At 70.1% G+C, this 25,390-nt stretch carries 21 protein-coding genes and 1 riboswitch; of the genes, 7 read left to right on the top strand and 14 right to left on the bottom strand.

Translation table 11 applies throughout. The annotated features are described in order from the left end of the window. Nucleotides 1–107 precede the first annotated feature (107 nt). The 4 genes from ABN034_RS01350 to ABN034_RS01335 form a co-directional block, all read right to left on the bottom strand. Complete coding sequence (locus ABN034_RS01350) at nucleotides 108–1,511, bottom strand: metallopeptidase TldD-related protein (protein ID WP_349689131.1); 1,404 nt, start codon at nucleotides 1,509–1,511, stop codon at nucleotides 108–110. After that, nucleotides 1,508–3,019, bottom strand: coding sequence for a TldD/PmbA family protein (locus tag ABN034_RS01345; RefSeq protein WP_349689130.1), 1,512 nt, complete (start codon nucleotides 3,017–3,019; stop codon nucleotides 1,508–1,510). The genes ABN034_RS01350 and ABN034_RS01345 overlap by 4 nt, the downstream gene beginning before the upstream one ends. Before the next feature lie 79 nt (nucleotides 3,020–3,098). Beyond that, complete coding sequence (locus ABN034_RS01340) at nucleotides 3,099–3,875, bottom strand: class I SAM-dependent methyltransferase (RefSeq protein ID WP_349689129.1); 777 nt, start codon at nucleotides 3,873–3,875, stop codon at nucleotides 3,099–3,101. Beyond that, a complete protein-coding gene (locus ABN034_RS01335) occupies nucleotides 3,872–4,348 on the bottom strand; it encodes a hypothetical protein (RefSeq protein ID WP_349689128.1) in 477 nt (158 codons plus the stop codon). The genes ABN034_RS01340 and ABN034_RS01335 overlap by 4 nt, the downstream gene beginning before the upstream one ends. Before the next feature lie 70 nt (nucleotides 4,349–4,418). Between ABN034_RS01335 and ABN034_RS01330 the strand changes: the two genes are divergently transcribed. Further along, complete coding sequence (locus ABN034_RS01330; RefSeq protein ID WP_349689127.1) at nucleotides 4,419–5,375, top strand: LysR family transcriptional regulator; 957 nt, start codon at nucleotides 4,419–4,421, stop codon at nucleotides 5,373–5,375. A gap of 16 nt (nucleotides 5,376–5,391) precedes the next feature. On the opposite strand, the gene ABN034_RS01325 is transcribed toward ABN034_RS01330, so the two are convergent. The 8 genes from ABN034_RS01325 to ABN034_RS01290 form a co-directional block, all read right to left on the bottom strand. Then, the gene (locus ABN034_RS01325; RefSeq protein ID WP_349689126.1) at nucleotides 5,392–7,461 is read right to left on the bottom strand and encodes a hypothetical protein; all 2,070 of its coding nucleotides are present in this window, start codon (nucleotides 7,459–7,461) and stop codon (nucleotides 5,392–5,394) included. Further along, the gene (locus ABN034_RS01320) at nucleotides 7,458–8,579 is read right to left on the bottom strand and encodes a glycoside hydrolase family 130 protein (RefSeq protein WP_349689125.1); all 1,122 of its coding nucleotides are present in this window, start codon (nucleotides 8,577–8,579) and stop codon (nucleotides 7,458–7,460) included. Before ABN034_RS01320 ends, ABN034_RS01325 begins: the two co-directional genes overlap by 4 nt. Then, nucleotides 8,576–9,478 carry a carbohydrate ABC transporter permease gene (locus ABN034_RS01315; protein WP_349689124.1) on the bottom strand — a complete coding sequence of 301 codons (903 nt, stop codon included), beginning with the start codon at nucleotides 9,476–9,478 and terminating at the stop codon, nucleotides 8,576–8,578. The genes ABN034_RS01320 and ABN034_RS01315 overlap by 4 nt, the downstream gene beginning before the upstream one ends. 4 nt (nucleotides 9,479–9,482) lie before the next feature. After that, on the bottom strand, nucleotides 9,483–10,364 hold the full coding sequence (locus ABN034_RS01310) for a carbohydrate ABC transporter permease (RefSeq protein ID WP_349689123.1): 882 nt from the start codon (nucleotides 10,362–10,364) through the stop codon (nucleotides 9,483–9,485). A gap of 38 nt (nucleotides 10,365–10,402) precedes the next feature. Continuing rightward, nucleotides 10,403–11,698 (bottom strand): ABC transporter substrate-binding protein, encoded by a 1,296-nt coding sequence (locus ABN034_RS01305; protein WP_349689122.1) that lies wholly within the window; start codon nucleotides 11,696–11,698, stop codon nucleotides 10,403–10,405. Beyond that, nucleotides 11,695–12,792, bottom strand: a complete 1,098-nt coding sequence (locus ABN034_RS01300; RefSeq protein ID WP_349689121.1) for a LacI family DNA-binding transcriptional regulator — start codon at nucleotides 12,790–12,792, stop codon at nucleotides 11,695–11,697. The genes ABN034_RS01305 and ABN034_RS01300 overlap by 4 nt, the downstream gene beginning before the upstream one ends. Before the next feature lie 276 nt (nucleotides 12,793–13,068). After that, a complete protein-coding gene (locus tag ABN034_RS01295) occupies nucleotides 13,069–13,797 on the bottom strand; it encodes a transglycosylase family protein (protein ID WP_349689120.1) in 729 nt (242 codons plus the stop codon). A 4-nt stretch (nucleotides 13,798–13,801) separates the two neighbouring features. Further along, nucleotides 13,802–13,965, bottom strand: a riboswitch (cyclic di-AMP (ydaO/yuaA leader). 162 nt (nucleotides 13,966–14,127) lie between these two features. Then, a complete protein-coding gene (locus ABN034_RS01290) occupies nucleotides 14,128–14,673 on the bottom strand; it encodes a phosphatase domain-containing protein (protein WP_349689119.1) in 546 nt (181 codons plus the stop codon). A gap of 150 nt (nucleotides 14,674–14,823) precedes the next feature. On the opposite strand from ABN034_RS01290, the gene ABN034_RS01285 reads away from it, so the two are divergent. The 3 genes from ABN034_RS01285 (at nucleotide 14,824) to ABN034_RS01275 (ending at nucleotide 19,311) form a co-directional block, all read left to right on the top strand. Next, nucleotides 14,824–15,999: a metallophosphoesterase family protein gene (locus ABN034_RS01285; protein ID WP_349689118.1), complete on the top strand. Its 1,176-nt coding sequence runs from the start codon at nucleotides 14,824–14,826 to the stop codon at nucleotides 15,997–15,999. A 61-nt stretch (nucleotides 16,000–16,060) separates the two neighbouring features. After that, a complete protein-coding gene (locus tag ABN034_RS01280) occupies nucleotides 16,061–18,715 on the top strand; it encodes an ATP-binding protein (protein ID WP_349689117.1) in 2,655 nt (884 codons plus the stop codon). A 29-nt stretch (nucleotides 18,716–18,744) separates the two neighbouring features. Further along, the gene (locus ABN034_RS01275; protein WP_349689116.1) at nucleotides 18,745–19,311 is read left to right on the top strand and encodes a GNAT family N-acetyltransferase; all 567 of its coding nucleotides are present in this window, start codon (nucleotides 18,745–18,747) and stop codon (nucleotides 19,309–19,311) included. Here ABN034_RS01275 and fdhD read toward each other — a convergent pair. Beyond that, nucleotides 19,308–20,231: a formate dehydrogenase accessory sulfurtransferase FdhD gene (gene fdhD / locus ABN034_RS01270; RefSeq protein ID WP_349689115.1), complete on the bottom strand. Its 924-nt coding sequence runs from the start codon at nucleotides 20,229–20,231 to the stop codon at nucleotides 19,308–19,310. The genes ABN034_RS01275 and fdhD overlap by 4 nt on opposite strands. Before the next feature lie 138 nt (nucleotides 20,232–20,369). Here fdhD and ABN034_RS01265 point away from each other — a divergent pair, with 138 nt between their 5' ends. Both ABN034_RS01265 and ABN034_RS01260 read left to right on the top strand, forming a co-directional pair. After that, nucleotides 20,370–21,143: a TrmH family RNA methyltransferase gene (locus ABN034_RS01265; RefSeq protein WP_349689114.1), complete on the top strand. Its 774-nt coding sequence runs from the start codon at nucleotides 20,370–20,372 to the stop codon at nucleotides 21,141–21,143. Between the two features lie 235 nt (nucleotides 21,144–21,378). Further along, nucleotides 21,379–22,176 carry a TNT domain-containing protein gene (locus tag ABN034_RS01260; RefSeq protein WP_349689113.1) on the top strand — a complete coding sequence of 266 codons (798 nt, stop codon included), beginning with the start codon at nucleotides 21,379–21,381 and terminating at the stop codon, nucleotides 22,174–22,176. Nucleotides 22,177–22,264: 88 nt separating this feature from the next. Here the strand turns inward: ABN034_RS01260 and ABN034_RS01255 are convergent, their stop codons facing one another. Continuing rightward, complete coding sequence (locus tag ABN034_RS01255; RefSeq protein ID WP_349689112.1) at nucleotides 22,265–23,962, bottom strand: substrate-binding domain-containing protein; 1,698 nt, start codon at nucleotides 23,960–23,962, stop codon at nucleotides 22,265–22,267. A 159-nt stretch (nucleotides 23,963–24,121) separates the two neighbouring features. On the opposite strand from ABN034_RS01255, the gene ABN034_RS01250 reads away from it, so the two are divergent. Beyond that, nucleotides 24,122–25,360: an Nramp family divalent metal transporter gene (locus ABN034_RS01250; protein WP_349689576.1), complete on the top strand. Its 1,239-nt coding sequence runs from the start codon at nucleotides 24,122–24,124 to the stop codon at nucleotides 25,358–25,360. Nucleotides 25,361–25,390: the final 30 nt, after the last annotated feature.

The raw sequence follows: 25,390 nt of genomic DNA, 5'->3' as shown, positions 1-25,390 counted from the left end.
ATTTGGCGAGGCGTCGACGCCCGTCCAGGCGCCCACGGGCCTGCTCAGCGTGGTCATTTGCGGCTCGGCGCGCCCGCGAGCAGGCGCTGGGAGTCACGACCGGCGGACTAGCTGGCCTGGCTCACGCTCGACATGTTGAAGTCGGGGACCCGCAGGGCGGGAGCGGCCACGCGAGGGAAGTAGTCGCCCCATTCTCGCGAGAACGCCGGCACCGTGCCGCCCGCCTCGGCGAAGCGCCCCAGCAGGTCGACCGGGCTCTCGTTGAACCGGAAGTTGTTGACGAGACCGACGACCTCGCCGTTCTCGACGAGGTAGACACCGTCGCGGGTCAGCCCGGTGAGCAACAGCGTCTGTGGGTCGACCTCGCGGATGTACCACAGGCAGGTCAGCAGCAAACCGCGTTCGGTCCGGGCGACCAGGTCGTCGATCGATCCGGCCGGGTCCGGGATGTCGAGGATGAGGTTGTCGACGTACGGCGTGACCGGCAGACCGGTGAGCTCGGCGGAGTACCGGCTGGTCGCGAGCGCCGACAGTTCGCCATCGCGGATCCAGTGCGTACCGCCCTGGGTGAGGCCGTTGTCGAAGACACTCTGGGTGGACGACGACGAATGGGCCACCACGAACGGCGCGCACTCCAACCCGGAGTACGCCGGGTCGGAGTACATCGCGAGGTTGCTGGGGGAGAGGCGTTCGCCCACCCGGGTACCGCCACCGGGTTTGCTGTAGACCGTCTGCCCCTCGTGGGCGTCCCGCGCCGACATGGTCCAGTACGCATAGATGAGCAGGTCGGCGACAGCGGTCGGCGGCAGCAGCGTTTCGTACCGGCCGGCGGGCAGTTCGATCCTGCGCTCGGACCAGTCCAGCCTGCGGTCGAGCTCACCGGCCAGCGTGGTCGCGTCGACGTCGGTGAAGTCCCGCGTCGCCTGGCCTACCCAGGCCGAGCCGCTGAGATCGGCGGACTTGCCCGTCATGGTGACGAAGCCGGTCGGCTGGACGTGGCGCATGCGCAGGCCCGTGGACGAACCGAGGTAGACCGTGCTCAGGTCGTGTTCGACGAAGCCGTAGTGGTGCCGGCCGGTGTCGCGGGCCTTGCCGAAAGCGTCTCCGAGGGCGGGGGCGAAGGTGTCGAAGACTCGGATGGAGGTCTCGGCTGGCGGTTCGTTCCAGTCGGAGGTGGCAGCGCCCTCGATCAGCGGCTGGGCGTCCTCTGCGGCATCGCCTGCTCGGGCGGCCTCCTCGGCGGCCTTCACCACGGTGTCGATCTCGTCCCTGGTCAGCGCGCTGCGGGTGACCACGCCGGAGGAGGTCCCGGTCTTGCCGGCGACGGTCGCGATCACGGTGAGGGAGCGGGTCAGCATGACGCCGTTGGTGGTGAGGGTGTTGTTGGCCCAGCGAAGGTTGGCGCTGGAGGACTCCGTGGCGAGGACGACGCACCCGTCGGCCTTGGACCTCGCCAGCGCACGCTCGACGGTCTCCTGCAGGGTCAGGTCACTGCTCACTGGTGTGCTCACCGTCCGGATTCCTGTGTGGTGTTGAGGATGCGTACGCCGCGGAACAGTGCCGACGGGCAGCCGTGGCTCACCGGCGCGACCTGCCCGGGCTGGGCCTTGCCGCAGTTGAACGCGCCACCGAGGACCCACGTCGCGGGTCCGCCGACCGCCTCCATCGAGCCCCAGAAGTCGGTGGTGGTCGCCTGGTAGGCGACGTCGCGCAGCTGCCCGGCGAGCTTCCCGCCCTCGATCTTGTAGAAGCGCTGCCCGGTGAACTGGAAGTTGTAGCGCTGCATGTCGATCGACCAGGACCGGTCGCCGACGACGTAGATCCCTCGATCGACGCGGCCGATCAGCTCGTCGGTCGATGGTCCGTTCGCCGCTGGTTGGAGCGAGACGTTGGCCATCCGCTGGATCGCGATGTGCGAGGGCGAGTCGCCGAATGCGCACCCGTTGGAACGGGCGTAGCCGAACGACTTCGCGATCCTGCGGTCGAGCTGGTAGCCGACGAGGACGCCGTCCTTCACGATGTCCCAGGACTGACCCGCCACGCCCTCGTCGTCGTAGCCGATGCTCGCGAGGCCGTGCTCGACGGTCCGGTCACCGGTGATGTGCATGACGTCGGAGCCGTACCGCAGCGTGTTGACCTTGTCCGGTGTGGCGAACGACGTGCCGGCGTAGTTGGCCTCGTAGCCGAGCGCACGGTCGAGCTCGGTGGCGTGTCCGATCGACTCGTGGATGGTGAGCCAGAGGTTGGACGGGTCGATGACGAGGTCGTAGCTGCCTGCCTCGACACTCGGGGCCTTGAGCTTGGCGGCGAGCAGGTCCGGCAGCTCGGCGAGTTCGGCGTCCCAGTCCCAGGTCGACGCGGGGGTGAGGAACTCCCAGCCACGCCCGGCCGGCGGCGCGAGGGTACGCATGGAGTCGAAGCGCCCGGACTCTGGGTCGTTGGCGAACGCCTCCAGAGTCGGGTTGAGCCGGACCCGCTGCTGGGTCGTGACCGTGCCGCTGCTGTCGGCGTAGAACTTCTGCTCCTTGACCTGGTACAGCGTCGCACTCGTGTGCGCCACGCCGTCGGCGGTCAGCAGCCGGTTGCTCCAGTCGGCGAGAAGCGCCACCTTGTCGGGCTCGTCGATCGTGAACGGGTCGATGTCGTACGCCGACACCCACGTGACGTCTCGGTAGACGGGCTCGTCGGCGAGCTCGATGCGTTCGGCGTTCATCCCGGCCGCGACACCGGCCACCTCGACGGCCTGCTCGGCGACGCGGACCGCCTCGGCGGGGGTGAGGACGACACTGGCGGCGAACCCCCAGGTGCCGTCTTTGATCACCCGGACCGCAAATCCCGTGTCCTCCCCGTCGCGACTGCCGACGAGCCTGGCGTCGCGAAGGGAGAGGTTCTGGGCCCGGATGCGTTCGAGCCGGAAGTCCGCGTGTTCGGCACCCAACTCCCGCGCCCGGGTGAGGGCGGCGTCGGCGAGGGTACGCAGCGGCAGGCTGAGGAAGTCGTGATCGATGTCATGCGGCACGAGGCCGAGCCTAGTACGCGCCGTGGACGGCCCTCCCCATCCCGGCCCCATCCCGTGATCATGACCATCTTTGGGCGGATCATCTGGGAGGGCCGGGGCGCCGAGCGACCACGCGCAGGCCGACCGGGGCGAAGCCGCCGTTGACGATCTCGCGTTCCTCGATGTCGCGCAGGGTACGAACGATGCGGAGGCCGGTTTCGTCGTCTTGGACCCGTCCGCCCAGGTAGCGGTACAGGTAGGCGAACTCGAAGGTGTCGCAGGTGCCGAAGCGTCGCGTGACCGCGGCCGTCAGGGCGGTGCCCGGATGCATCGGCTCGCGGTCGTGGTGCTGGTACTGCCAGTGGCGTAATGGATCAGCGGCGACGCTGGTGTCATCGGCATGGGCGAGGACGTTCGCGGCCTCGAGGATCGCGGCCATGTCGTAGAACCAGCCGGCGGTCGGCCGGTCGGCGCGTTCCCAGGCGAACTCGTCGAGCACCAGCTGCCCACCCGGCACCAGCAGTTCCCGGGCACGTGCGACCGCGTCGTCCAGTCGGGCCACATGGTGCAGCGACAGCGAGAACACCACCGCGTCGAACGGTTGGTCACTTGCATACTCGGCGATGTCGGCCGCGACCGCGCGCACCCCGCGGCCCGCCGCAGACCTGACCGCCTGCGGGTCGACGTCGACCCCGGTCACGTCGTAGCCCTTGCCGGTCAGAGCGAGGGCGAGATCGCCGTTCCCGCAGCCGGCGTCGAGGACGCGGGCGGGTGGGGCCGGCAGGTGAGCGGACAGGATGTCGGCCTGCTCGGCGGCGAGGGCGGTGCTGGGCCGACGCTGTCCCTGACCGGCATGAGACCTCGCCTTGGAGGTCATGAAGCGACGCCCTTTCGGCGTGCCCAGGCGAACGCGACCCACAGCGCGGTCGCGAGCGTGAGGATCCCTGTCCCCTGGAAGAAGACGTCGTTCGGGACCACCAGGTCGCCGCCGCCGGGATAGATCTGCTCCAGGTCGGGCGGATCAGTTCCGACGAGTCGAAGAGCGACGTAGAGCGTGTGGTTGTAGCCGCCTTCGTACACGCCGATCAGGACGATCCAGAAGACCAGCACCAGCCCCTGGTAGAGCCAGCGCGCCCATCGCCTGGTCCGCCCTGCGAGGAAGAGCCCGGCGGTGAGGACGTACGCCGCCGAGAACACGACGGCAAGGACGATCCGTTCGACGCTGGCGTAGCTGATCCCGCCGTACCCGTGGTGGATCAGCGTGGTGAGGAACACCGCCGTGACGAGCCCGATCGACGGACCGGATTGGGTGGAGCGAGCGGATTGGGTGGAAACGTTGGTCGCAGTCATGCGTCCAGCGTGCGGCGGCGCTGCCATGAGCACAAATGCAGGTTGGTTGGGTCTGCCATAAGCTGTGTGCATGTTGGACGTCTGGTCGCTCCGGGTGCTGATCGAGGTCAGCGAGCAGGGGTCGTTCTCCGCGGCGGCCGCGTCGCTGTCGATGACACAGCCGGCGATCTCGCGGCAGATCGCCGGTCTGGAGCAGCGGCTGCGGGTGCGCCTCTTCCGGCGTGTACCCCGCGGCGTCGTGCCGACGTCCGCCGGCAGCGTGGCAGTCGACCTCGCCCGTGACGTGCTGGGCCGCCTGCGGGCGATGGAGGCAAGCCTTGACGCTTATGCCGGCCTTGACGCCGGTCAACTGCGGCTGTCCGCCTTCGCGAGCGCCAACACCTCGTTCGTACCGGAGGCGATCCGCCAGTTCAGCGACGCTCATCCGGGCGTGAGTCTCAGCCTGGTTCAGGCCGATCCGTCCGGACCGCTCCCCGCGGTCCGAGAAGGGCGCGTCGACCTCGCGCTGGTCACTGCGTGGGAGCTGTTCGCCGACCCGCACGCCGCCAAGGGTGCGAGTGACCGTTCACAGCTCGCGCTGCAGCGGCAGGACGGTGTCGAGTTGGTCCCGCTCCTCGACGAGGACCTGCGCCTGGCTCTGTCGCGGGACCACCCGCTCGCCCGGCAACGGCGGGTCCGGCTCGCCGACCTTCGCACCGAGACGTGGATCGAAGGGGCGCACCCCGACTGCCTGGGGCCGATCGTTCCGTTGGCCGAGGCGCTCGGCGACCAGCCGCGGGTGGCTTTCGTCTGCGACGACTGGAATGGCAAGCAGGCGCTCGTCGCCGCCGGTGTGGGCATCAGTCTCGTGCCCAGCTTGGCGAGCGGCGCGATCCACAGCGGTGTCGTGCTACGACGGACCACACCGGCTCTGCCGACCCGCCGCCTGTACGCCGCCGTGGCCGAACCACCCTTCCGGCCACCCGCGGTCACCGCGATGCTGGCCGTGCTCACCGCCCTCGCCACCGGTCACGAGCCGTCCGAGTAAGCGGCGCGGGGGAACTTCAGCGGCGGATGACCGCACTGCAACCTGCCGGCAAGGTGACCTCGACAGTGGCGTCCGCCGTGGTGTGCGTACGCACGGTTCGCCCGGTTTCGTCGAGGACCGTGACGGCGGCCGTGCCGGAACCCGGGACCTTGACGGTCGTGGTCCGGGTGCCGCTGGCGAAGCTGCGCAGGAGCGCCGTGGCGTGCCCTTCGCCTTCGACGACGAGATGTTCGACCTCGGGCTGGACGAGGAGGGCGTCGACGAGAGCCGAACCGTGAGCACCGGTGGCCGTGACGGTGGTCACCTTGTCGACCGTCCGCGGCAGGGTCCGGACCGCGAGGAGGCCGGGGGCGGGTGAGTCGCCCTGGGCACCGACCTTGCCATGGTCCACCGTTCCCAGATCGCTGGCGCCCGCCCCCCAGCTACTGGCGCCCGCGCCCGGTGTCAGCTCGACTACCGGCATCAGGACGCTCGGTTCGGTGATCGCGACGTCCAACGTGACGCTGCCACCCTGGCCCAGGCGTACGCCGGCGCCACCGCTCCACAGGCTCTCGCCGGTCCAGGCCTCGGCCGGCTCGTGCCGGCTCGCGTCGCCGGCCAGGACGCCGGACTCGGCCTCGACCAGCTGCCAGGTGTGGCGTTCGGCGACATCGGCGGACCGGGCGACCGCGGCCACCCCAGGTGCGGCGTCGAGGGCGAGCATCGCGAGCAGGCCGTGGATGCTGGACTCGGCTCCGGAGTTCCGGTTGACCGTGCCGGTGCCGTCCACGCCGTCGAAGGTGCGGCCGGTCGCCTGGTCGTACATCGGCGTCCCCGCGGGGTTGTTCCCGAAGAACCACGCGGCCGCGACGCCGGCGACGGTCCGCAGGGCTGCCCGGCGTCCGGCGTCGGCCGCGGCCAGGAGCGACCCCACCCGCGACTCTGCGCCGTACGCGATCTGTACGTGGTCGGCAGGCGTGGGCAGCCAGCCGTTCTGCGGTCCGGCTGCGATCAGCAGGTGCGGTGTGAACGACGCCGTGTCGGACAGCGCGGCGTCACGCAGGCGCTTCTCGCCGAGCACGTCGTACGCCTGGGCAAGACCTGCCGGGGCGAGTCCGCCCCAGGCGTGCCACACGGCGCGGGACAGGGACCAGGGAAGGACCGCTCCGTACGGCCACGTGCGCGGAGTGCCGGCCCGCATCGCGGCGACGCCTTCGGCCAGTTTCGCGAGGACCCGGCGGGCGTGCGGGTCGCCACTCGCCCGCACGTACGCGGAAAGGCCCAGGAGCGCCTCCCCAGTGGCGTCGGCCCCGTCGGCGATGAGCCAGGCGGGTACGCGGGTGCCGTCGATGTCCAGCCAGTCGCCGTGGTGGTTGAGGACTTCACGGTCGACGGCGTCCAGCGCGAGTTCGAGCCGGTCGCGCAGGAACGCGGCGAAGGCGGAGTCTTCCTGATCGTCCGAGCCTTCGAACGCCGCGTATCCCTCGCCCAGCGCCCAGAGGGTCCGGGCAAGCCAGTACGAATCGGCACTGTCGGACGGGTCCGGCTCCTCCTTGGGCTCGGCACTCGGGTTGAGTGTGCCGTCGGGCTGCATCCACAGCACGACGTTGCCGGCGTCGGGCCCGGTCTCGGTCTGCAGGTAGGTGAGCCCGCGCAGGAGGTCGTACGCCGCGTCCCGGCTGGACGTCGCCCCGGTCTGCCGCCAGTGCCGCAGGTAGACGACGGCGGCGCGGCTGATGTCGTCCGCGTTGTACGCACCCTGGCCATACGTGTCGGTCGCCGGGTCGTAGGTGCCGCCGCCGATCCGCTTGTACGTACCGTCCGCCTGGCGGTCGGCGTAGGTCCACAGCACTCCGAGGTCGGGCTCCTCGGCGAGCCGGTAGGTGGAGTGCCGCGCCTGCCGTGGCGGGGCCACCACGTCGCGGAGCCAGTCCAGATGCGCGAGGTTGGTCAGCGGCTCGGCCGCACGGGCAGGGGCGGTGGCGGGTGAGCCCGCGATGGCTCCGACCGCTCCGACCGCCAGGACCGCGGCGACGGCGATGCCGGTAAGGAGCTTCCTTCGTACCTGCTGGGCCGTGCGTACGTGCGGGGCCGTGCGTAGGTTCATGGGATCCGCTCCAACCGGGCGACGCCGATCTTGGCGTCCGCCATGCCGTAGAAGACGTAACGCACGCCGTCGACTTCTTCGATAGCGGTGGGGAAGACGACGTTCGCGACGGTGCCGGTCAGTTCGTCCGCCGTCTCGGGTTCGAGGATCGGGGTGGGTGTGCGGGCGAGAACCTTCGTGACGTCGGACGGGTCCAGCAGCATCGCGCCCGCGCCGTAGCGCACCTGCTGGGTGGTCGGGTCCCAGCCGGGCGGAATATGTCCGGCGACGCCGTGGTGGAGGAGCAGCCAGCCCTCCTCGACCCGGATCGGCGGCGGACCCGCGCCGATCTTGAGTTCCTCGTACGCGTACTCCGACAGCGCGACGAGCCGGTGGTCGCGCAGGTGCACCAGGGCGCCGAGGTCGCGCTCCACCGCCGCTGCCGGGACGTACGACACCCAGATCCCGGGACGCTCGTCGGTGACCCCTGCCGGCAGGTGGACGCCCTCGCCCGGGCGGAACCAGCCGAGGTCCCACATCGGGCGGTGCAACATCGCGTACGCCGGCTCGCCGTCAGGACCTGGTACGGGCTCGGGAAAGAAGACCGCGTCCTTGTTCGGAAACAGGTTCAGGTCGGTGTCAAGGTCAGGTTGATAGGAGAAGTGCAGCGGCCCGAGCCGCCGCCACTGGCACAGGTCCTCCGACACGGCCAGCGCGAGCTTCGGGCCGAGGGGGCCGTAGGCGACGTAGGTCATCAGGTGCACGCCGAGCCGTGGAATCCACGTCGTGCGGGGATCCTCGACGCCGGCGTTGGCGAGGCCGCGTTCCCATCCCTCGTCGGGGGCGAGTACGACGCCGCGGCGCTCGACGCCGACCGGTACGCCGTCCTCGAGCACCACCTCGGCGAGCCCCACCCGCGACACGTTGCCGGACGCGACCAGCCGGGGGAGCAGGTGCAGCCGGCCGTCCGGCGTACGACCGCTGGCGGGGTTGAGTACGCCGTCGGCTTCGAGGTCGTTGCCTGGTTCGGGCGCCATCACCACGCCGAGCCGGGTGAGGGTGTACGGGACCGTTGTCGCCGTAGGGGCCGTGTCCTTGCCGGAAACGGAGGAGATGTCCTGCGGTGTCAAACTGCTCAACCTTTCACGCTGCTGCCGAGGTTGGTGGAGACGAAGTGGCGCTGGAACGCGAGGAACAGCGCCACGGCCGGAGCGGCCAGCACGCACGCACCAGCCAGGATCGCGCCGAACGGGTTGGCCGCCCGGGCCGCGACGCTGTCCATGTAGCTGGCCAAGGAGACCGCGAGCGGCTGCATGTCCGCTTCCTTGGTGATGAGGAACGGCCACAGGAACTCGTTCCACGGACCGATGAAGGTCAGCAGGACCGCGGTGAGCAAGGCGGGCTTGACAAGGGGAACCGCGATCCGGACGAGGATCGCCAACTCACTGGCCCCGTCGATGCGTGCCGCGTCGAAGAGTTCGGCGGGGAGCTGCAGGAAGTACTGGCGGAAGATGAAGACCGCCGTCGAGTTGATCGCGAACGGAAGGATCATTCCCAGGTAGTTGTCGGCCAGCCCGTAGTTGCGGGCGATCAGGACGTAGAGCGGGATGATCAGCAGCTGGAACGGCACGACCTGGACGAGCAGCATCGCGTGGAAGACGACACCGCGGCCGCGGAACTCCAACTGGGCCAGGGCATAGCCGGCCAGGACGCCGAACACCACCGTGGCGAGGATGACTCCGCCGGTGAAGAGGCCGGAGTTCAAAAGCGAGCGGAGCAGGTCGATGGCTCCGTCGATCTCGCGGTAGTTGGCGAGGGTGAGGTTGCCCGGCGCCGGGAACGCGCCCGCGGGAGAGGTGTCGGGCTCGTCCTGCAGACTGCCGATCAGCATGTAGTAGAAGGGAAACAGGAAGACGAACGCCCCGACCAGCAGGAGGACGAACCGTAGCACCGCTGGCCGGCGGGACCTCGTGCGCGGGTCCCGCACGGCACTGGCCGTACGATGCCGACCGGGCGTCAAGGTGTCCTTGACGGTCATGCTCTCACCTCTCGTCCAGCAGCCGACGCTGGAGCAGCGCGATGAGCAGGACGGCGACGACGAGGATGACGCCGATCGCCGAGGCGATGTCAGGATTGCCCTGTTCGATGCCGCGCTGGTACATCAGCAGCACCGGTGAGGCCGAGGCTCCGTCGGGTCCGCCGCCCCCGGTGAGGAGGTACGGCTCGGTGAAGAGGTTCGCCCCGGTGATGGTCGCCAGCAGGACCACCAGCGTCGTGGCCGGCCGAACTCCCGGCACCGTCACCGCCCAGAACGACCGCCACCGACCCGCACCGTCGACAGCGGCCGATTCGTACAACTCGGTCGGCACGTTCTGCAGGGCAGCGAGGTAGAGAAGAATGAAGAAGCCGAGCCCCTTCCAGGTGACGTACAACGCGATCGTCGGCATTGCCAACCGTTCGTTGACGAGCCACGACGGGTCGGGTGCGAGCGGGCCGAGCACCTTGTTGACCAGCCCGCCGGAGTTGAACAGGAACAGCCACACGCCGACCACGGCGACGCTCGCGGTGATGTAGGGGACGTAGTAGCTCACCCGGAAGAACGCCCGCAGCCGCATGCTGGCGTTGAGCGCGGTCGCCAGCACCAGCGAGAGCGCCGCCGTGAGCGGGACGTTGATCACCAGGAAGACCCCGACGTTCCGGAACGACCGCCACACCGCCGGGTCGCCCAGCACCGTGGCGTAGTTGGCCAGCCCGACGAACGGCCGCTCCACGATCGCACCGGGTGCGGCGAAGAAGTAGTCGTGGAACGACATGTAGACCGCGAAGCCCAGCGGGTAGGCGAAGACCGCCGCGAGGAATACGACGTAGGGCGCGACGAACACCGCCCCCAACGACGCTCGCCCACTGGGCTTACCGATCATCATGACGGCCCGATCCTGTCCGACCCTGTCCCGGTCCTGGGTCAGGACTGGCCGGCGAGGCCGTCGATCTTCGTCGCCACCTGGTCGAGTTCGGCGTCCACCGGCTGCTTGCCGAAGATCACCGAACGCGAGTACGCGTCGCGGAACGCCTGCCAGATCTCGATGGAGTTCGCGACGTTGGGCACCTCGACCGTGCGGTCGGCCTGTGCGGCGAAGGTGGCGTACTCCTCGTGCGCGGCGAAGTAGTCCGGGTATACCTCCGAGAGATCGGCCCGCATCGGCATCTGGCCGGTCATCTCGAGCAGCTTGCCGTCCTGTTCCTCAGCTGTGGCGAACTTCAGCAGGTCCCAGGCGGTGCCGCGGTTCTCGCAGGCGGAGTACATCGCGACGTTCTTCGCATCGGCGAACGTGTAGGTGTCCTCGGGCGAGGTGCCCCCGGAGGTCGGCACCGGGGCGACGCCCCAGTCGATCGAGTCCTTGTACGACGCGATCGCCCACGGCCCGACGATCGCCATCGCCGCCTTGCCCTCGCCGAACGAGTCGCCGTTGTAGGTCTCCTGCGAGGCGAGCTTCTCGTCGTAGAGGCTCTTCCAGAAGGCCGCGACCTGTTTGCCCTCGTCGGAGGCGAACGTCGCCTTGCCGTCGTCGACCAACTGCTCGCCTCCGGTCTCGGCCGCGAACAGCGGGTAGAAGTCGAACCAGGGTTGGAAGAACTCCGCCGTCGGTGAGGGCCAGATGGCGTAGTCGGCCGCGCCGCTCTTCACAATGGTTCTGGCGGTCTGGAGGAACTCCTCGTAGGTCTGGAGCGGCGGGTTGTCGGCGTCGATCCCGGCCTTGGCGAAGATCTCCTTGTTGTAGAAGATCATCACGGGGTTGGACTTCCAGGGCAGCTGGTAGTACTTGCCGTCGGGGGAGCGGTACTGCTCGGCACGGTCGCCGGTGCGCTCCTCGATGTAGTCCGTCGCCCCGTCGAAGTCGTCGAGCGGCACGAGGCCGCCCTGCTTCTGGAACTGCGGCACGGCGGCGGGCGCGGTGTTGAAGATCAGGCAAGGTGCGTTGCCCGCGGTGATCGCGGCACCGATCACTTCTTCCGAGCTCTTGCCCTCCGGGATCTGCTGCGCGGTGACCTTCTCCTTCGGATGGGCGGAGTTCCAGGCCGCAACCATCTGCTTGCCCCAGGCGACTTCCTGTTCGTTGTTGGAGTACCAGACCTTTATCGGTCCGCGGGCGGTGGCCGCGTCCGAGTTCGTCGTGTCGCCGCCACCGCAGGCGGTGGCCGCCAGCAGGGTCGCGGCGAGCGCTGCGGCGGATGTCGTGGCGAGGGTGCTGCGCTTCATGAGTCCTCCGAGGTAGAGCTGTGCTCCGCTGGTGGATTCCCCGTTGATGGTCTGCCCGTTGATGGTCTGCCTGCTGATCGGCACTGTGCGGTCGAGTTCCGTACGACGAGTTCGGCCGGGTCGAGCGCGACGTCGCCCGCGGGCTCGCCGTCGACGAGGGCGAGCAGGGTGCGGGCCGCGACCTGGCCCCAGCCGAAGACGTCCGTACGTACGGTCGTGAGGGACGGGTGGATGTGGGCGGACAACTCGGTGTCGTCGTAGCCCGTGACCGACAGGTCGTCCGGCACGGTGCGGCCGAGGCCCTGGGCCGCGCTGATGCCGGCGATGGCCATCAGGTCGTTGGCGTACACGATCGCCGTAGGTGGGTCTGGGAGTTCCAGCAGGCGGCGGGTGGCGGCGGTCCCGCCGGCGGCGGTGAAGTCGCCGACCTCGATCGGAGCCTCCGGCAGACCGTGGGCCTCGAGCGCGTCGACGAACGCCTGCCGGCGTCCGTGCCCATGCAGGAAGTCATCCGGACCGGCGACGTGCGCGATCCGGGTGTGACCGAGCCCTGCGAGGTGGTCGACCACCGCGGTGATGCCCGGCCGGTCGTCGAGACACACCGCTGGAAACGAGGACGGGGTGTCCGGGCGGTTGAGCGTCACGGCGGGCAGACCGAGGTCCTCGACCAGCGCGATCCGCGGATCACCCCGACGGAGGTCGATGAGGAACACGCCGTCCACCCGGGCGTCCTGCGCGAGGCGCCGGTAGCCCTCCTCCTCCGGTGGGCCGGCACCGACCACCTGCAGGACGAGCGCCTGGCCTTGACCGGCGAGCACCGTCTCGACGCCGGCGATGAAGGCGGGGAAGAACGGGTCGGACCCGAGAAGTGCCGGCTCCCGTGCGATGACCAACCCCAGAGCGAACGCCCGGGAGACCGAGAGCGACCGCGCCCGCTGGCTCGGCCGCCAACCCAGCGCGTCAGCGGCTTCGAGAATGCGTACGCGGGTGGCTTCGGCGACGCCGGGCCGGTCGTTGAGAGCGAACGACACGGCCCCCTTGGAGACGCCGGCACGGCGCGCCACGTCCGCGATCGTGGGGCGCCGCTTGGCCATCACACATCCCGAGGTGAGGATCCGGACATCTGTCGTTCACAAAACCGGTTCAGATCTAAACCGGTTCAGGAACCGGTTGTCAAGGGCGTGCGTCTGCCGTCGGCGAAGGGTCAGTTGTCGAGGGGGAGCTGGCTGCTGGCCAGCCGGGGTGGACCTCGACCGACCTGTGCCCCGTCCCGGGGCCGGGAACCTTGGCCAGGAAAAGCGAGCGCCCCACCTGCGGGGGGACAGGCGGGGCGCTCGGTCTGTGGGGCCGCTAGCGGCAAAGCGGCCGGATCAACGCAGCCGAACCTTCTCCTCGGGGAAGATGAGGTCGGGGTCGCCGCTCGAGAGGGAGTCCCGGTTGAGCGACCACAGCGATGGCCATCCACCGTCGACGTCGTGGGAGATCGCGATGTCCCAGAGCGTGTCGCCGGTACGGATCGTGTAGGTCTCCCGCTCGGAAGGCTTGGTCGCGGTCGTGCCCTCCGAGACCGCGGTGCGCTCCCCACTGCGGGTTGTCCGGTCAGCCGCCTCGTCGCGAGCGGCATCCTGGTCAGCGGAGTCGTCGCTGGTGGTGTCCTGGCTGGTGGTGTCCTCGCTGGTGCCCGTCGAGGTTGTCGAGTCGCCGGCCTTGTCGCTCTCGTCGAGACCGAGTTCGGCCGAGCAGGCGGGCCAGGCGTTCCACCCCTGAACGTCCAGCACCTTCTCCGCGATCTCGATCTGCTCCGCCTTGGTGGCGAGGTCCGCACGTTCGGCGTAGGTCGTACCGCCGAACTCCTCCCAGGTCGTCTGGGCGAACTGCAGGCCGCCGTAGTAGCCGTTGCCGGTGTTGATCTGCCAGTCACCGCTGCTCTCGCACTGAGCGAGACGATCCCAGGTGTCGGTCGTCGCGGCCTGAGCCAGACCGGTGAATCCGACGACGGGCACGGCGGCCGCCACACCGGTGAGCGCGGCGGTCTTCGTCACCTTCTTTGCGGTCCTGCTGGGTCGGCTCGCGCCGCGATGCCGTGCGTTCTTGGGCATGCTGGAGTGCTCCCTCTCGTCGCCTGCGGAGTGAGCTGTCGGGTTCGGGCGAGAGGAATGCCCGGCCGCACGAAAGCGGCTTCACCCCAAGGACCCTCGTAGCCTGCGCGGGTCCGTCGTTGGTTCCTCCGACTCCGCCCTCTCGATGGAAATCGGCCTTACGACACCGCTGGGCGGAGCTCGGCGAAGCGGGTCGTAATCGCGCCTGGCGCGGCGCGACCGGACAGACTCTAACGGTGTGGCCAATTCGTTAACAATCACCGATCGTGGACTATTGGCGCGGTCATTACCGCCGAAACCTGCGGAAAATAGGGCGATCCGGGCTCTGCGTCAGGTTCGTCCGTCGCCCTCCTGGCCCTCACGCAAAGTCCGTTTCGCACTGTTGCCATACGTTCCGTCGACAAATGCCCAGCTCGCCTGGAAGACGGCGAATCCTGCGGCCTTCACCGCGGCGCACACCTCCGGGTCGTCGTCGACGACGACAGCCACGGGAGCGGCCGCGGCGAGCCGCCGGACCACTCCGAGCTTGACCTGTCGGGCCGGGCGGCGGTCCCCGTCACGGCGCAGGTGGAGGGGCCCCGACGGTGCGTCGTGCCTGGCCAGCCACCGTTCGGTCGTATGCCGGAGCCGTTCGGGACGGCCGGACAGGTAGACCACTTCGTGCTCGGAAGCGAGCCTCCGGGCGACGGCGAGACCCTCGGCGAACGGCGGGTCGCCGGCCGCGGCAGCGAAGAACGCGTCCCAGTCCTTCGGCCGTCGTTCCACATGCCGTAGCCGATGTCGGACATCGGCCAGGACACCGTCGATGTCGACGACGGCGTACGCACGTCCGGAGGCGGGTGCCACGTCCGGCGGAGTGGGCTGCTGGTCCGGCATGCGGAGAAGCCTTCCAGGTCGGCCAGCCGCTTGGTACCCGCGCTGGCCCCCACGGGCTGGCGCTCGGGAGTTTCGGAGCCGCTCGTGCCGGCGGTTGCGGGCGTGGCGGCGCGCGCATCGTCGGCGGTCCCCGCTAGCGTGCCGTACATCATGGCGATCACCTCTGCGATGACTCGTCCCGGCCCGCAGGGCACGCCTGTCACCTTCGTGCACACCAGCGACTGGCAGCTCGGCATGATGCGGCGGTTTCTCGGTCCCGAGGCCGGCGCGCGCTACAGCCAGGCCCGCATCGACGCCATCGAGCGGATCGGTGCCGTCGCGCGCGAGCACAAGGCCGCCTTCGTGGTGGTGGCCGGCGACGTCTTCGACGCCAACCAGGTCGACCGGCAGGTCGTCTCGCGCGCCTGTGACGCCCTTCGCGCCATCGCGTGTCCGGTGCTGATGGTGCCGGGCAACCATGACTCGCTCGAGCCCGGCACGGTCTGGTCCAGCCCGATGCTGGCGGCGCACCTTCCCAGCCAGGTCGAGATCCTCACCGACTCCACACCCCGCCGGCCGGTCGCCGGTGTCGAGGTGGTCGGTGTTCCCTGGCGGACGCGCCGGTCGGTGAGCGATCCGCTGGGCGCGGTGGAGGGGTGGGCGGAGGTTCCGGACGCCGGCGTCGTGCGGATTCTCGTTGGTCACGGCCAGGTCGAGTCGCTCGCGGCCAGCTCGGGTGACCCGGCCCTGATCCGCCTGGAACCGCTGCAGCAGGCGATCGAGGAGGGTCGGCTGCACTACGTCGCGCTCGGGGACCGGCACTCGCTCACGTCGGTCGGGGAGACGGGGCGGATCTGGTACTCCGGCACCCCGGAGCCGACCCGGCCGGAAGAGGAACGGCCAGGCGAGGTCCTCGTGGTCGAGGTCGGTCCTCGCGACGCGTGCACCGTCACGCCCGTGTCAGTCGGCACCTGGCGGCTTCGGTCAAACGTGGTGGACGTCGACGTCGACGAGGGTCTCGACGAGCTCGCCGTGTGGCTGGGGGCACAGCCGGACAAGTCCCGCACCGTCGTACGCCTTGGTGTCCAGGGCAGCCTGACGGTCGGCGGTCTCACCAGGTTGGAGATGCTGCTCGAGGCGCAGGAGGAGGTCTACGCTGCCATCCAGCGCTGGAACCGGCACTGGGCGGTGACGGTTCTCCCCGACGACGGCGACCTGGACGAGCTACCGGTGACGGGCCCCGCGCGGGCGGCCCTGGAGGAGCTTCGGATCGCGACCGGTGGCGGGGACACCCAGGCGGCCGACGCGCTCGCGTTGCTCCACCGGCTCGCGGGTGGTGTCGCATGAGCCACGGCTCTGGGCGGACGCATCGGCCCGCACGGGCAGGACGCACGACAGGAGGTGCCGGGTGAGACTGCACCGGATCTCGTTGCGACACTTCCGCGGCGTCACCGAACGCGAGCTCGCCTTCGACAGCTCCGGGGTCACGGTCATCGTGGGCGACAACGAGACCGGCAAGTCGAGCCTGCTGGAAGCGCTCGCGTTGCTGTTCGAGCTGCCGGACGATTCGAAGGCGGCGAAGGTACGCGCCGTGCAGCCGGTGGGGCGGGACATCGGAACCGAGGTCGCCGCCGAGGTCAGCTTCGGCGATGTCCGGCTGCACTATCGCAAACAGTGGTTCCGGCAACGTGCGACCGAGCTCAGGGTCGAGCCGGACGACCGGGCGTTGACCGGTCGGGAGGCACACGACGAGGCGGCCCGGTTGTTCGGCGAGCACGTCGACCGGACGCTCTGGGCAGCACTGTCCGTCGGGCAGGAGGACAGCCTCGCCGTCCCGGTCGCCGGTTGGGTCACGGCCGTGCTCACCGCGTTGGACGACGTGGCCGGGGGCGAGGTCGACCACGGCGCCGCGGTCCCTCTGGTCGGTGCCGTCGAGGCCGAGTTCCTGCGCTACTTCACCCCGACCGGCCGCCCGACCGGCGAATACGCCCAGGTGCTCGACGACCGCGACAGGGCTCGGGTGGCGGTGGCGGACGCGGAAGCAAGGCTCGGCGAAGTCGAGCAGGACGTGGAACGGGCCGAGCGTCTCGGCCGCGACCGGGAGGTCCTCGCGTCTCGGCTGACCGAGCAGGCGGCACGGGTCGGCGAGCTCGAGTCCCGCCGGCTTTTCGCCTCGGAGCTGATCGGACGGGTCGAACGGCTGCGCCGCGACGCCGATCTCGCGAGGGAGCGTCGTATCGCGGCGCGTGGCGAGTTGTCGCGCCGTCACCAGCTCCGTCACGACGCGGCGAAGCGCGAGGAGACTGCGGCGGCAGCCGTGGAGGTCGCCCGCCAGGCCGGCGGTGTCCTGCGTACGGCCGAAAACGAGCTCGACCAGCGGACCGCGGCGTTGCGCACGGCCCGGGAGGACCTGGCGAACCGCCGCGCGACCGTACGCCGGTTCGAAGCGGACCTGGCCCGGCTACGCGACCGGGCCGACCTCGCTGCTCTGGAAGGGCGGTTGGCCGAGGTCGAGGCGGCCCGCGCCGACGAGCGTCGGCTGGCCTCCCAACTGGCCCAGGCCACGATCGACGACGGCGTCCTCGAAGCGGCCGAGGCCGCGCATCGCGACGTTCTCACCGCCCGGGCGGCCCTGCACGCGGGCTCGCCGAAGCTCGTCGTGGAGCGGCTGGGCGCCGGCGAGGTCGAGGTCGGGGGCGACCCGTTCACCGATCCGACGGTCGACGTCGTCGTCGAGCGAGACACGACGGTCGCTGTGCGCGGCATCGTGGAGGTGACGGTACGGCCTGGGGCTGGTGCCGCCGAGCTGGCCGCCGCGTGCGCCGACGCCGAACATCACGAGCGGGACCTGCTCGCCGATCTCGGGGTGTCCGACATCACCGACGTCCGCCGGGCGGCACGCGCCCGCGCGGAGTCTGCTCAGGCCCTGGCCGCGGCCCGCGACGCGTTGGCCCGCCGGCTCGACGGCGCGTCGGCCGACGACCTGATCGCGGACCGCGACCTGCTCCGCGCGCGGTTGGACGCCGCGGTGGCGGGCCAGGACGACGGTGGGGCCGCGCCCGACGCGGACGGGTCCGTGGCGGAGTCCTCCGACGAGATGCGTGCCGCTCTGGTCAGGGCACAGGAGGCTGAGGCGGCAGGCGCCCGGGACCTCGCCGAGGTGGAGGAGCGCGAGGCGCAGGCGCGCAAGCAGTACGAAACGGCGAGTGGCGAGGCGACCGCCGCCCGGGTCCGCGCCGAACAGGAGCTGGAACGTCGCGACGATCTCCACGCGGCGGTGGCGGCGGCCCGTGAGACGGCTTCCGACGACGACCTGAGTGCGGCGGTAGCGGAGGTCGAGTCGGAGTTCGCCGTCCTCGCCGGCCAGCTCGCCCAGGCTGAGGACGCGCTGGCCGCGAGCGGCGTCGACCGGCTGGAGGAGCGCCTGGTCGAGGCGGCCGCGCTACGGGGGCAGCTCGCCAGCCAGGTCGACGATCTCGCCGGCCAACTGCGGCGGGTCGAGGGTCGGCTCGAGATGGCAGGCGTGCAAGGGCTGGCGTCCGCGGTCGAGCGCGCGCACGCCGAACTCGCCCACGCCGAGACCCGGGCCGAGGCCGTCGAACGCCGTGCGTTGGCGGCCCGTCGACTCCGCGAGACGCTCGTGCGGCACCGTACCGAAGCCCGCCGGCGTTACTCCGCCCCGCTAGGCGAGCGGATCGAGACTCTGGGCCGGGTCGTCTACGGCCCGTCGTTCGGGATAGCGCTGGGCGATGACCTCGAGGTGCGGTCCCGGACCCGTGACGGGGTGACCGTGCCCGTGTCGTCGTTGTCGACCGGAGCACGGGAGCAGCTCGCGACCGTCGTACGCCTGGCGATCGCCGGGCTCACCGCCACGGACGGGAGCGGCGTCCCCGTCGTGCTCGACGACGCGCTCGGCTGGTCGGACCCGACCCGGCTCGAGGCGATGGGGTCGCTGCTGGCCAGGGCGGGGGAGAGCAACCAGGTCATCCTTCTCACCTGCGTACCCGATCGCTACGCCGGAACGGTCGCCGGCGCCCGCATCGTCCGGGTGGACGACACCTGAGCGGGAGTCGCGTGGCAGGCTTCCGCCCCATGAGTGAGGACGCGGTCGAGGTACCGGGTGGCCGAACCTCCGGCACACCGGCACCGCCCGAAGTTCGGCTGGTCGCGGTCAGGGAGGGCCACAAGCCGGTCCTCGACAGGTTGTTGCAGCTGTACCTCTACGACTTCTCCGAGATCCGGACGCTGGAGCTGACTCCGCACGGGACGTACCCGTACCGCTATCTCGACCACTACTTCGTCGAGGCCGGGCGGCATGCGTCGTTCATCGTGGCGGGCGACCGGATCGCGGGCTTCGCCCTGATGCGGCGACTGGACGACGGGACCAACCAGGTGGCGGAGTTCTTCGTCCTGAGGGCGCATCGCCGGCACGGTGTCGGCCGGGCGGCCGCCCGCGCACTGCTCCGGCGGTTCCCCGGCCGATGGTGCCTGGAGTTCGACCACGCGAACGCCGCGGCCGGTCAGTTCTGGCCTGCGGTGGTGGCCGAGGTGGCGGACGGTCCGATGGGTAGCCGCGATCTCGGACCACCCGAGGTGGACCATCCCTGCACCCAACTCACCTTCACGACCTCTGACGGGGCGATCTCGGCGGACGGCTAGACCGGCCGGGCCGCGCCTTCGCCACCGGCCTCACGGCGGTCATCGGCATCGGCGGGCAGGCCGGTCGTGCGTTCGGGATGGCTGTAGACCACGAAGCGCTCGCCGCGCAGGAATCCCACCACGGTCATCTCGAAGCGTTTGGCCAGGTCGACGGCAAGACTGGACGGTGCGCCCACGGCGGCGACGAACGGTAGCCCGGCCGCGAGGGCCTTCTGACAGATCTCGTATCCCGCTCGTCCGCTGACGACGAGCAGCTGGCCAGACAGCGGGAGGAGATCCTGCAGAAACGCCCAGCCGACCACCTTGTCGACCGCGTTGTGGCGGCCGATGTCCTCACGGGCACAGAGAAGCTCGCCATCGGGCGAGAAGAGGCCCGCCGCATGGAGTCCGCCGGTCCGGCTGAAGACGTCCTGGGCGGCACGGAGCCGATCCGGCAGGGCACACAGCGTCGACGCCTCGACCACGGGTCCCGCAAGGACAGGTTGACAGCCGCGGATCTCCAGCTCGGCAAGGCTTTCCTTGCCGCACACCCCGCATGCGGCCGTGGCGGCGCCGTACCTCGCCGACGGCGGTTCGGCCGGCGCACGTGCGAGGTCCACCGTCACGACGTTGTACAGCTGCTCGGCGGTGAGGCTGGCATCGGTGCAGTACGCGAGCCGGACCACATCGTCGGCCCTGGTAACGAGTCCTTCCGAGCGGAGGAACCCGGCCGCGAGCTCGAAGTCGGCGCCGGGCGTCCGCATGGTCACGACGATCGGCCGGGGAGGGGCACCCGGCCAGGCGACCCGGATCTCCAGGGGTTCCTCGGTGGCGAGCCGGTCGTCGCGGTCACGGGTCGAGCCGCCGTCGAGGTCGCGCACGCGAACCCGCACCGTGCTGCCGGGCCGTCGCCTGGACGCGTCCCTGCCCTCCTCCTGCATGACCCCATCCTCCCTTCCCAGCGGGGAAAAATCAGGTGCCGAACGAAGGACCGCGGTCCTAGCGGCAGGCCGACAGTCAGGCAGACGCGCTAGGTCCCCCACATCTCCATGGGCGTGATGGGTCTTCACCATCCCCAGGTGCGCCTCACCCTGGCGACAGCGAAGAACTCCACCGCCGCCCCGCCTCGCTCCATCGTCGTGGAGGGAGCCTGGGCGCACGAGATGTTGCTCGCCTCCGGTACGAAGGCCGACACGTTCCTGTGGTGCCCCGGCGCCGCGCGGACCACCCAGGCCCGCGTCTGCGCCGACCGGATGTGCGCGACGGCCAGCACTGCGTACGAGATCTCGGAGAAGGTCCTCGCCCGCCTGAGCGACCGCGAGAAGCCGGACGGCCTGGTGTCACTCGCGCAGCTCCCGCACTGGGACGCCGGGACCTGGGAGTTCGGCGAGTCCGCACTCGTCCTGGTGGCTGACGGCATCGAGTACGCGGGGAACCTGGGCACCTTGATCCGTACGGCCGACGCGTGCCGGGCCGAGTGTCTTGCCCTGGTGAACCGCCGCGTCCGGCTCACGCACCGGCGGGTGTTCGGAGCGAGTCGCGGGACGGTTCTTTCGATGCCGGTCCTGGAGTTCGCCGACGGATGGGAGGTGGCGGAATGGCTCGACCGGCACGGCTTCGAGGTCATCCTCGCCAACCCCCGAGCAGGTCGGACGTACCGCGACTGCGACTACCGCGAAGCGCGCACCGCCGTGGTCGTCGGCTCGGAAGGCCGAGGCCCGTCCCGCATGTGGTGGGGACGCCCCGTCACCGAGGTGTCGATCCCGATGCTCGGATCGGCGGACTCGCTGAATGTGGCGGCCTCCGCCGCGATCCTGCTCTTCGGTGCACGCGCCCGTCGAGCCGGTTGGTGACGTCCGCGCCAGCACGGTACGGACGAGCTCCGGCAGTGGTGACATCGGCCAGTGTCGGCGCCAACCCGCGTGGTGTCGCCTACGGCACAAGGCGCGGGCCACGACGGCTGTCGTGCCGGCGTTCCTCCGCCGTCTTGGCCGGGCGGCATGCTCGCCGGGGCGAGAAACTCTGCCGTACACGGGTCGCCCGTCACCCGGCGGTTGAGATCGCATGAGACGAACTTCTAGGGGTCACATGCGACGCTTGAGGCAACGGGCACTTCTGACGGCCGCCACCGGAATCTTCGCCGTCCTGCTCAGCGGGGCAAGTGCCCAGGCTGGGATACAGGAAGCACCTGCACCACAGAACTCCGCGCTCACCGCCGACGGCACTCCCTCGACGCCGCTGACGACACCGTCGTCGCCGCGATTCGTTCCACCCGCGCCGTCAGGCGGCCAAACCGAGGGCGCCAAGGACGGCACGTCGACAAAGGTCTGCGGCCCGCCCTTCATCGACAATGACCGTCGCCTCGGCCCGGTGCTGCTTCCGAAGACCGGTGTCCTGGGAGAGATCGTCGAGGACTATGTGCCGCTCGGCGGGCTCGAACCGGATCTCTTCCTGTACCGCTACCGGCTGCCGAACGACAGATGGCGTTATCCGCCCGACGCGGGCTTCGCCCACGAGGGTGGCTGGCCCAATGGCAGACCCCTTGCCGCACCGACGATATTGACTGTCGGAACGCTCATCGACCGGTTCGGACCTGAGGCGACTGGTGCGTTCGTCTCGCCGGTCGGAGCGTCGTTCGAAGGTCGTGCCATACCTCTGGACAACCTGAACACGTTCGACCCGGCGCGGCCGTGCAACTACTACATCTACCGCGTGATCAAGGAGTTCACGGTGGACAGCGGCCCGGCCGAACGCGCATTCCAGCAGCAAGGTGGAGATACGCAGTACCACCTCCTGAGCAGGTACATCCCCGCGGCCCCACAAACGGCTGAGGAAGTGCCCGTGAAGTGGCTTCTGGACAACGACTACCTCGAGCGGGCGAACTGACGGTGATCGCCAGGCCGGGTGCTGGTGATGTCCTGCAGGTCTGCTGGGTGGACGACGCCGGGAAGGTCCGGCGCTGCCGACATCCGGGCTAGCGGCAAGCGGCACCGCACTCCCGCCGGAGCAGTGTGTCGATGATGATCCTCTCCACGCCGCCGGTGTCCTCGGCGCGGTTGGCCCAGCCGTTGGTCGCGTCGGCGATGCGCTCCAGTGCGGCGAGGTCGGCCCGCGGGCCGATGCCGACGAGGGTGACCACGACGGGTCGCTCTGGATCGGCTTCGGCCTTCAGGCTGCTGAGAAGTTGCGTGATCGTCATGCCTGGCGTGCTTTCGTTCCCGCACGACTCGTGCCGTGACGACGCGGTTGGGCAGGCGTCGGTGAGGAGTACGAGCGAGTTGACGCGGGTCGGGTCGTAGCCGGCCAGGACGGCCCGATAGGCGGCGAGGACCGTGTCGTGGAGCGCGGCGCTCCCACCGGTCTGTCCGGGCAACGCGTCGAGGTCGGCGTTGAGATCGGCGCGGTGCTGCGGGGTGAGCGGTTCGGTGGCCGACAGCTGGACGTAGGGCCAGGCACCGTCGCGGTTTTCGGAGAACTGCCACAGGCCGACCGCCGCGGTGTTCGGCAGGTAGGTGAACGCCGTCTTGGCGGCATCGCGGGCCAGCTCGATCCGGGTGCGCTCGCCAGCCTCGACCACCATCGACTCGGACACGTCGACCACGGTGAGGAGGCGCGACTCGAGGCTCATGGCGGCCCAGCTTCTGAGCACCTCGTCGGCGTCGTCCAGGGTGCTGGGCGACAGGATGGTGACCTCGCCCGCGGCGTCGGCGTCTGGGGGAGGTGCCTGGTCGCGGTAGTCGCGGAAGCCGGCCTTGCGGAACTCCGCCCGGCCGCTCCTGGCGTCGGCGTACCGCATCAGGGTGGCGCCGGCCTCGATCAACCGCGCACCGTTCGGTTTCTCGTACAGGACGGCCACCAGGGGATAGTCGAGGAGGACGGTCCCACCAGCGGGTACGACCGGAACGATGTCGGCCTTCGGGTTCTGGCGCCGCACGTTGAGGACCCGCTGCTCGGTGGCGGGGACCCCACGGATCAGACCGTCACCGGTGGCACGGTCGAGCTCGACGTCGAGATCGTCGACGCGTTCCTTGGTCAGCGCGAGGATGCTGGTGCCGAGGTTGGTCCGGGCCGTCGCTGGCTCGTCGGCAAACGATCGCCGGAGGGCGAGCAGGGCGCTGAGCGCGACCCCTGACTCCTCCGCGTCGCCGAGGGCCATCCGGCCGGCGGTCGCCAGGGTGGCCCAGCTCCCCGTGTCGTCCTGCAGGTCGTCGGCCTGGGTCTGGCTGGTGGCGAGGACCAGCGGTGACGTGGCGACGGACGGGCTGAGGGAGAGCAGCCGGTCCTTGGGAATGCCGGTGCGCGCCACCCATTCCCAGGTGTCGGGGATCCACAGGTCAGGCGTCTTCGTCGCGCTGTCCCCGGAGAGCCGGGCGTAGACGTCGCGCGAGGCCGCGGGGGTCACGGAGTAGGTCACGCAGGCGCCGTCCACCGGAACCCGGTCGTTCTCGATCCGCGTGGCGATCCGCTTCAGCGGACCCGCGATCTCCGGCGGCGCGGCGAGGTGAACTCGGAGAGTGCCACTGCAGGGCTCAGGTTGGCCGATCGTGGCGATCCGGAGCTCCCGCACGACGACGAACGCCGCGATGGGGACCAGGAGGGCGAGCACCACCACGAGGACGAGGAGGCCACGGCTTCGGCGCGGCTGGCCTGCGGCGGCATGGCGTCCGGGCATGATTCACCCCTCCCACCCCAGCTCCCAGCGGAGACTACCTGAAATACGCTCCCCCTGGTCAGGTGTCCGCTGGTCACGTGTCCGCGCTGTCCAAGTGCCCGCTGTGGAAGTGGGCGCGGTCGCGGAGATCACCGTCGAAGGGAAGCGCCCGTGATGCTGATGCGTGCCGCCCAAGGGTTCGCCGCCCTCCGTGCGCGGGCCGATCTGGTGCTCCTCGGTCCGGCGTTCGTGGCCGCCATCGCCTACGTCGATCCGGGCAACGTCGCCACGAACGTGACTGCGGGAGCCGAGCACGGCTACCTGTTGGTGTGGGTGATCGTCGCGGCCAACCTGATGGCCGGTCTCGTGCAGTACCTTTCGGCCAAGCTCGGGCTCGTCACCGGAAAGTCACTGCCGGAAGCCGTGCGTGACCAGATGCCTCGACCGGTACGCCTGGGCTACTGGCTGCAGGCTGAGGCGGTGGCGATCGCGACGGACCTTGCGGAGGTCATCGGTGGTGCGGTGGCGCTCCGACTGCTGTTCGACCTGCCGCTCGTGATGGGTGGGCTGATCACCGGGTGCGTGTCGATGTTGCTGCTCGCCGTCCAGGACCGCCGTGGTCAGGCGCCGTTCGAACGGGTCGTCGTCGGGCTGTTGCTGGTGATCGCGGTCGGGTTCTTCGCCAGCCTGGTCGTAGCGCCCCCGTCGGCGAGCGGTGCGGTGTCGGGCCTCCTCCCGCGGTTCGACGGTACGGACAGTGTCCTGCTCGCGGCGGCGATGCTCGGCGCGACGGTGATGCCGCACGCGATCTACCTCCACTCGGCTCTGGCGCGCGACCGGCACGGCCGGCCGACCGGCGACCGGAAACGACCCATCCTCGTCGCCACCCGGGTCGACGTGGGGCTGGCGATGCTGCTGGCTGGGAGTGTCAACCTCGCCATGCTCCTCGGCGCGGCCAGTGCACTCGGCGGCATGGCCGGGGTCGACACCCTCGAAGGAGCACACGCCGGGCTCGGCCAGGTACTGGGCCCCACCGTGGCGATGTTCTTCGCGGTCGGGCTGCTCGCGTCCGGCCTGGCGTCGACGTCGGTCGGGTGCTACGCCGGTGCCGTGATCATGCAGGGGCTGCTGCGGGTCCGGATTCCGCTCCTGGTGCGCCGCCTCGTGACACTGGTGCCGGCGCTCGGCCTGCTGGCGGCGGGTGTCGAGCCGACGTGGGCGCTGGTCCTGTCCCAGGTGGTCTTGTCGTTCGGCGTGCCATTCGCCCTGGTCCCGCTCGTCGTGTTGACGGCGAGGCGGCAGGTGATGGGCCCTGATGTCAATGGCAGGTTGACAACAGTCCTCGCGAGCGGCGCGACTGCCGCCATCGTGCTCCTGAACGCCGTACTGATCGGCCTGGTCCTGACCGGGACGTCCTGAACGAGACGTCCTGCGCACACCACGTGCGCA

Source organism: Actinopolymorpha sp. B11F2 (assembly GCF_040195635.1).
GTDB lineage: Bacteria > Actinomycetota > Actinomycetes > Propionibacteriales > Actinopolymorphaceae > Thermasporomyces.
Note: the sequence above shows the minus strand (reverse complement) of the source record. Positions and strands in the feature narration are given on the sequence as shown.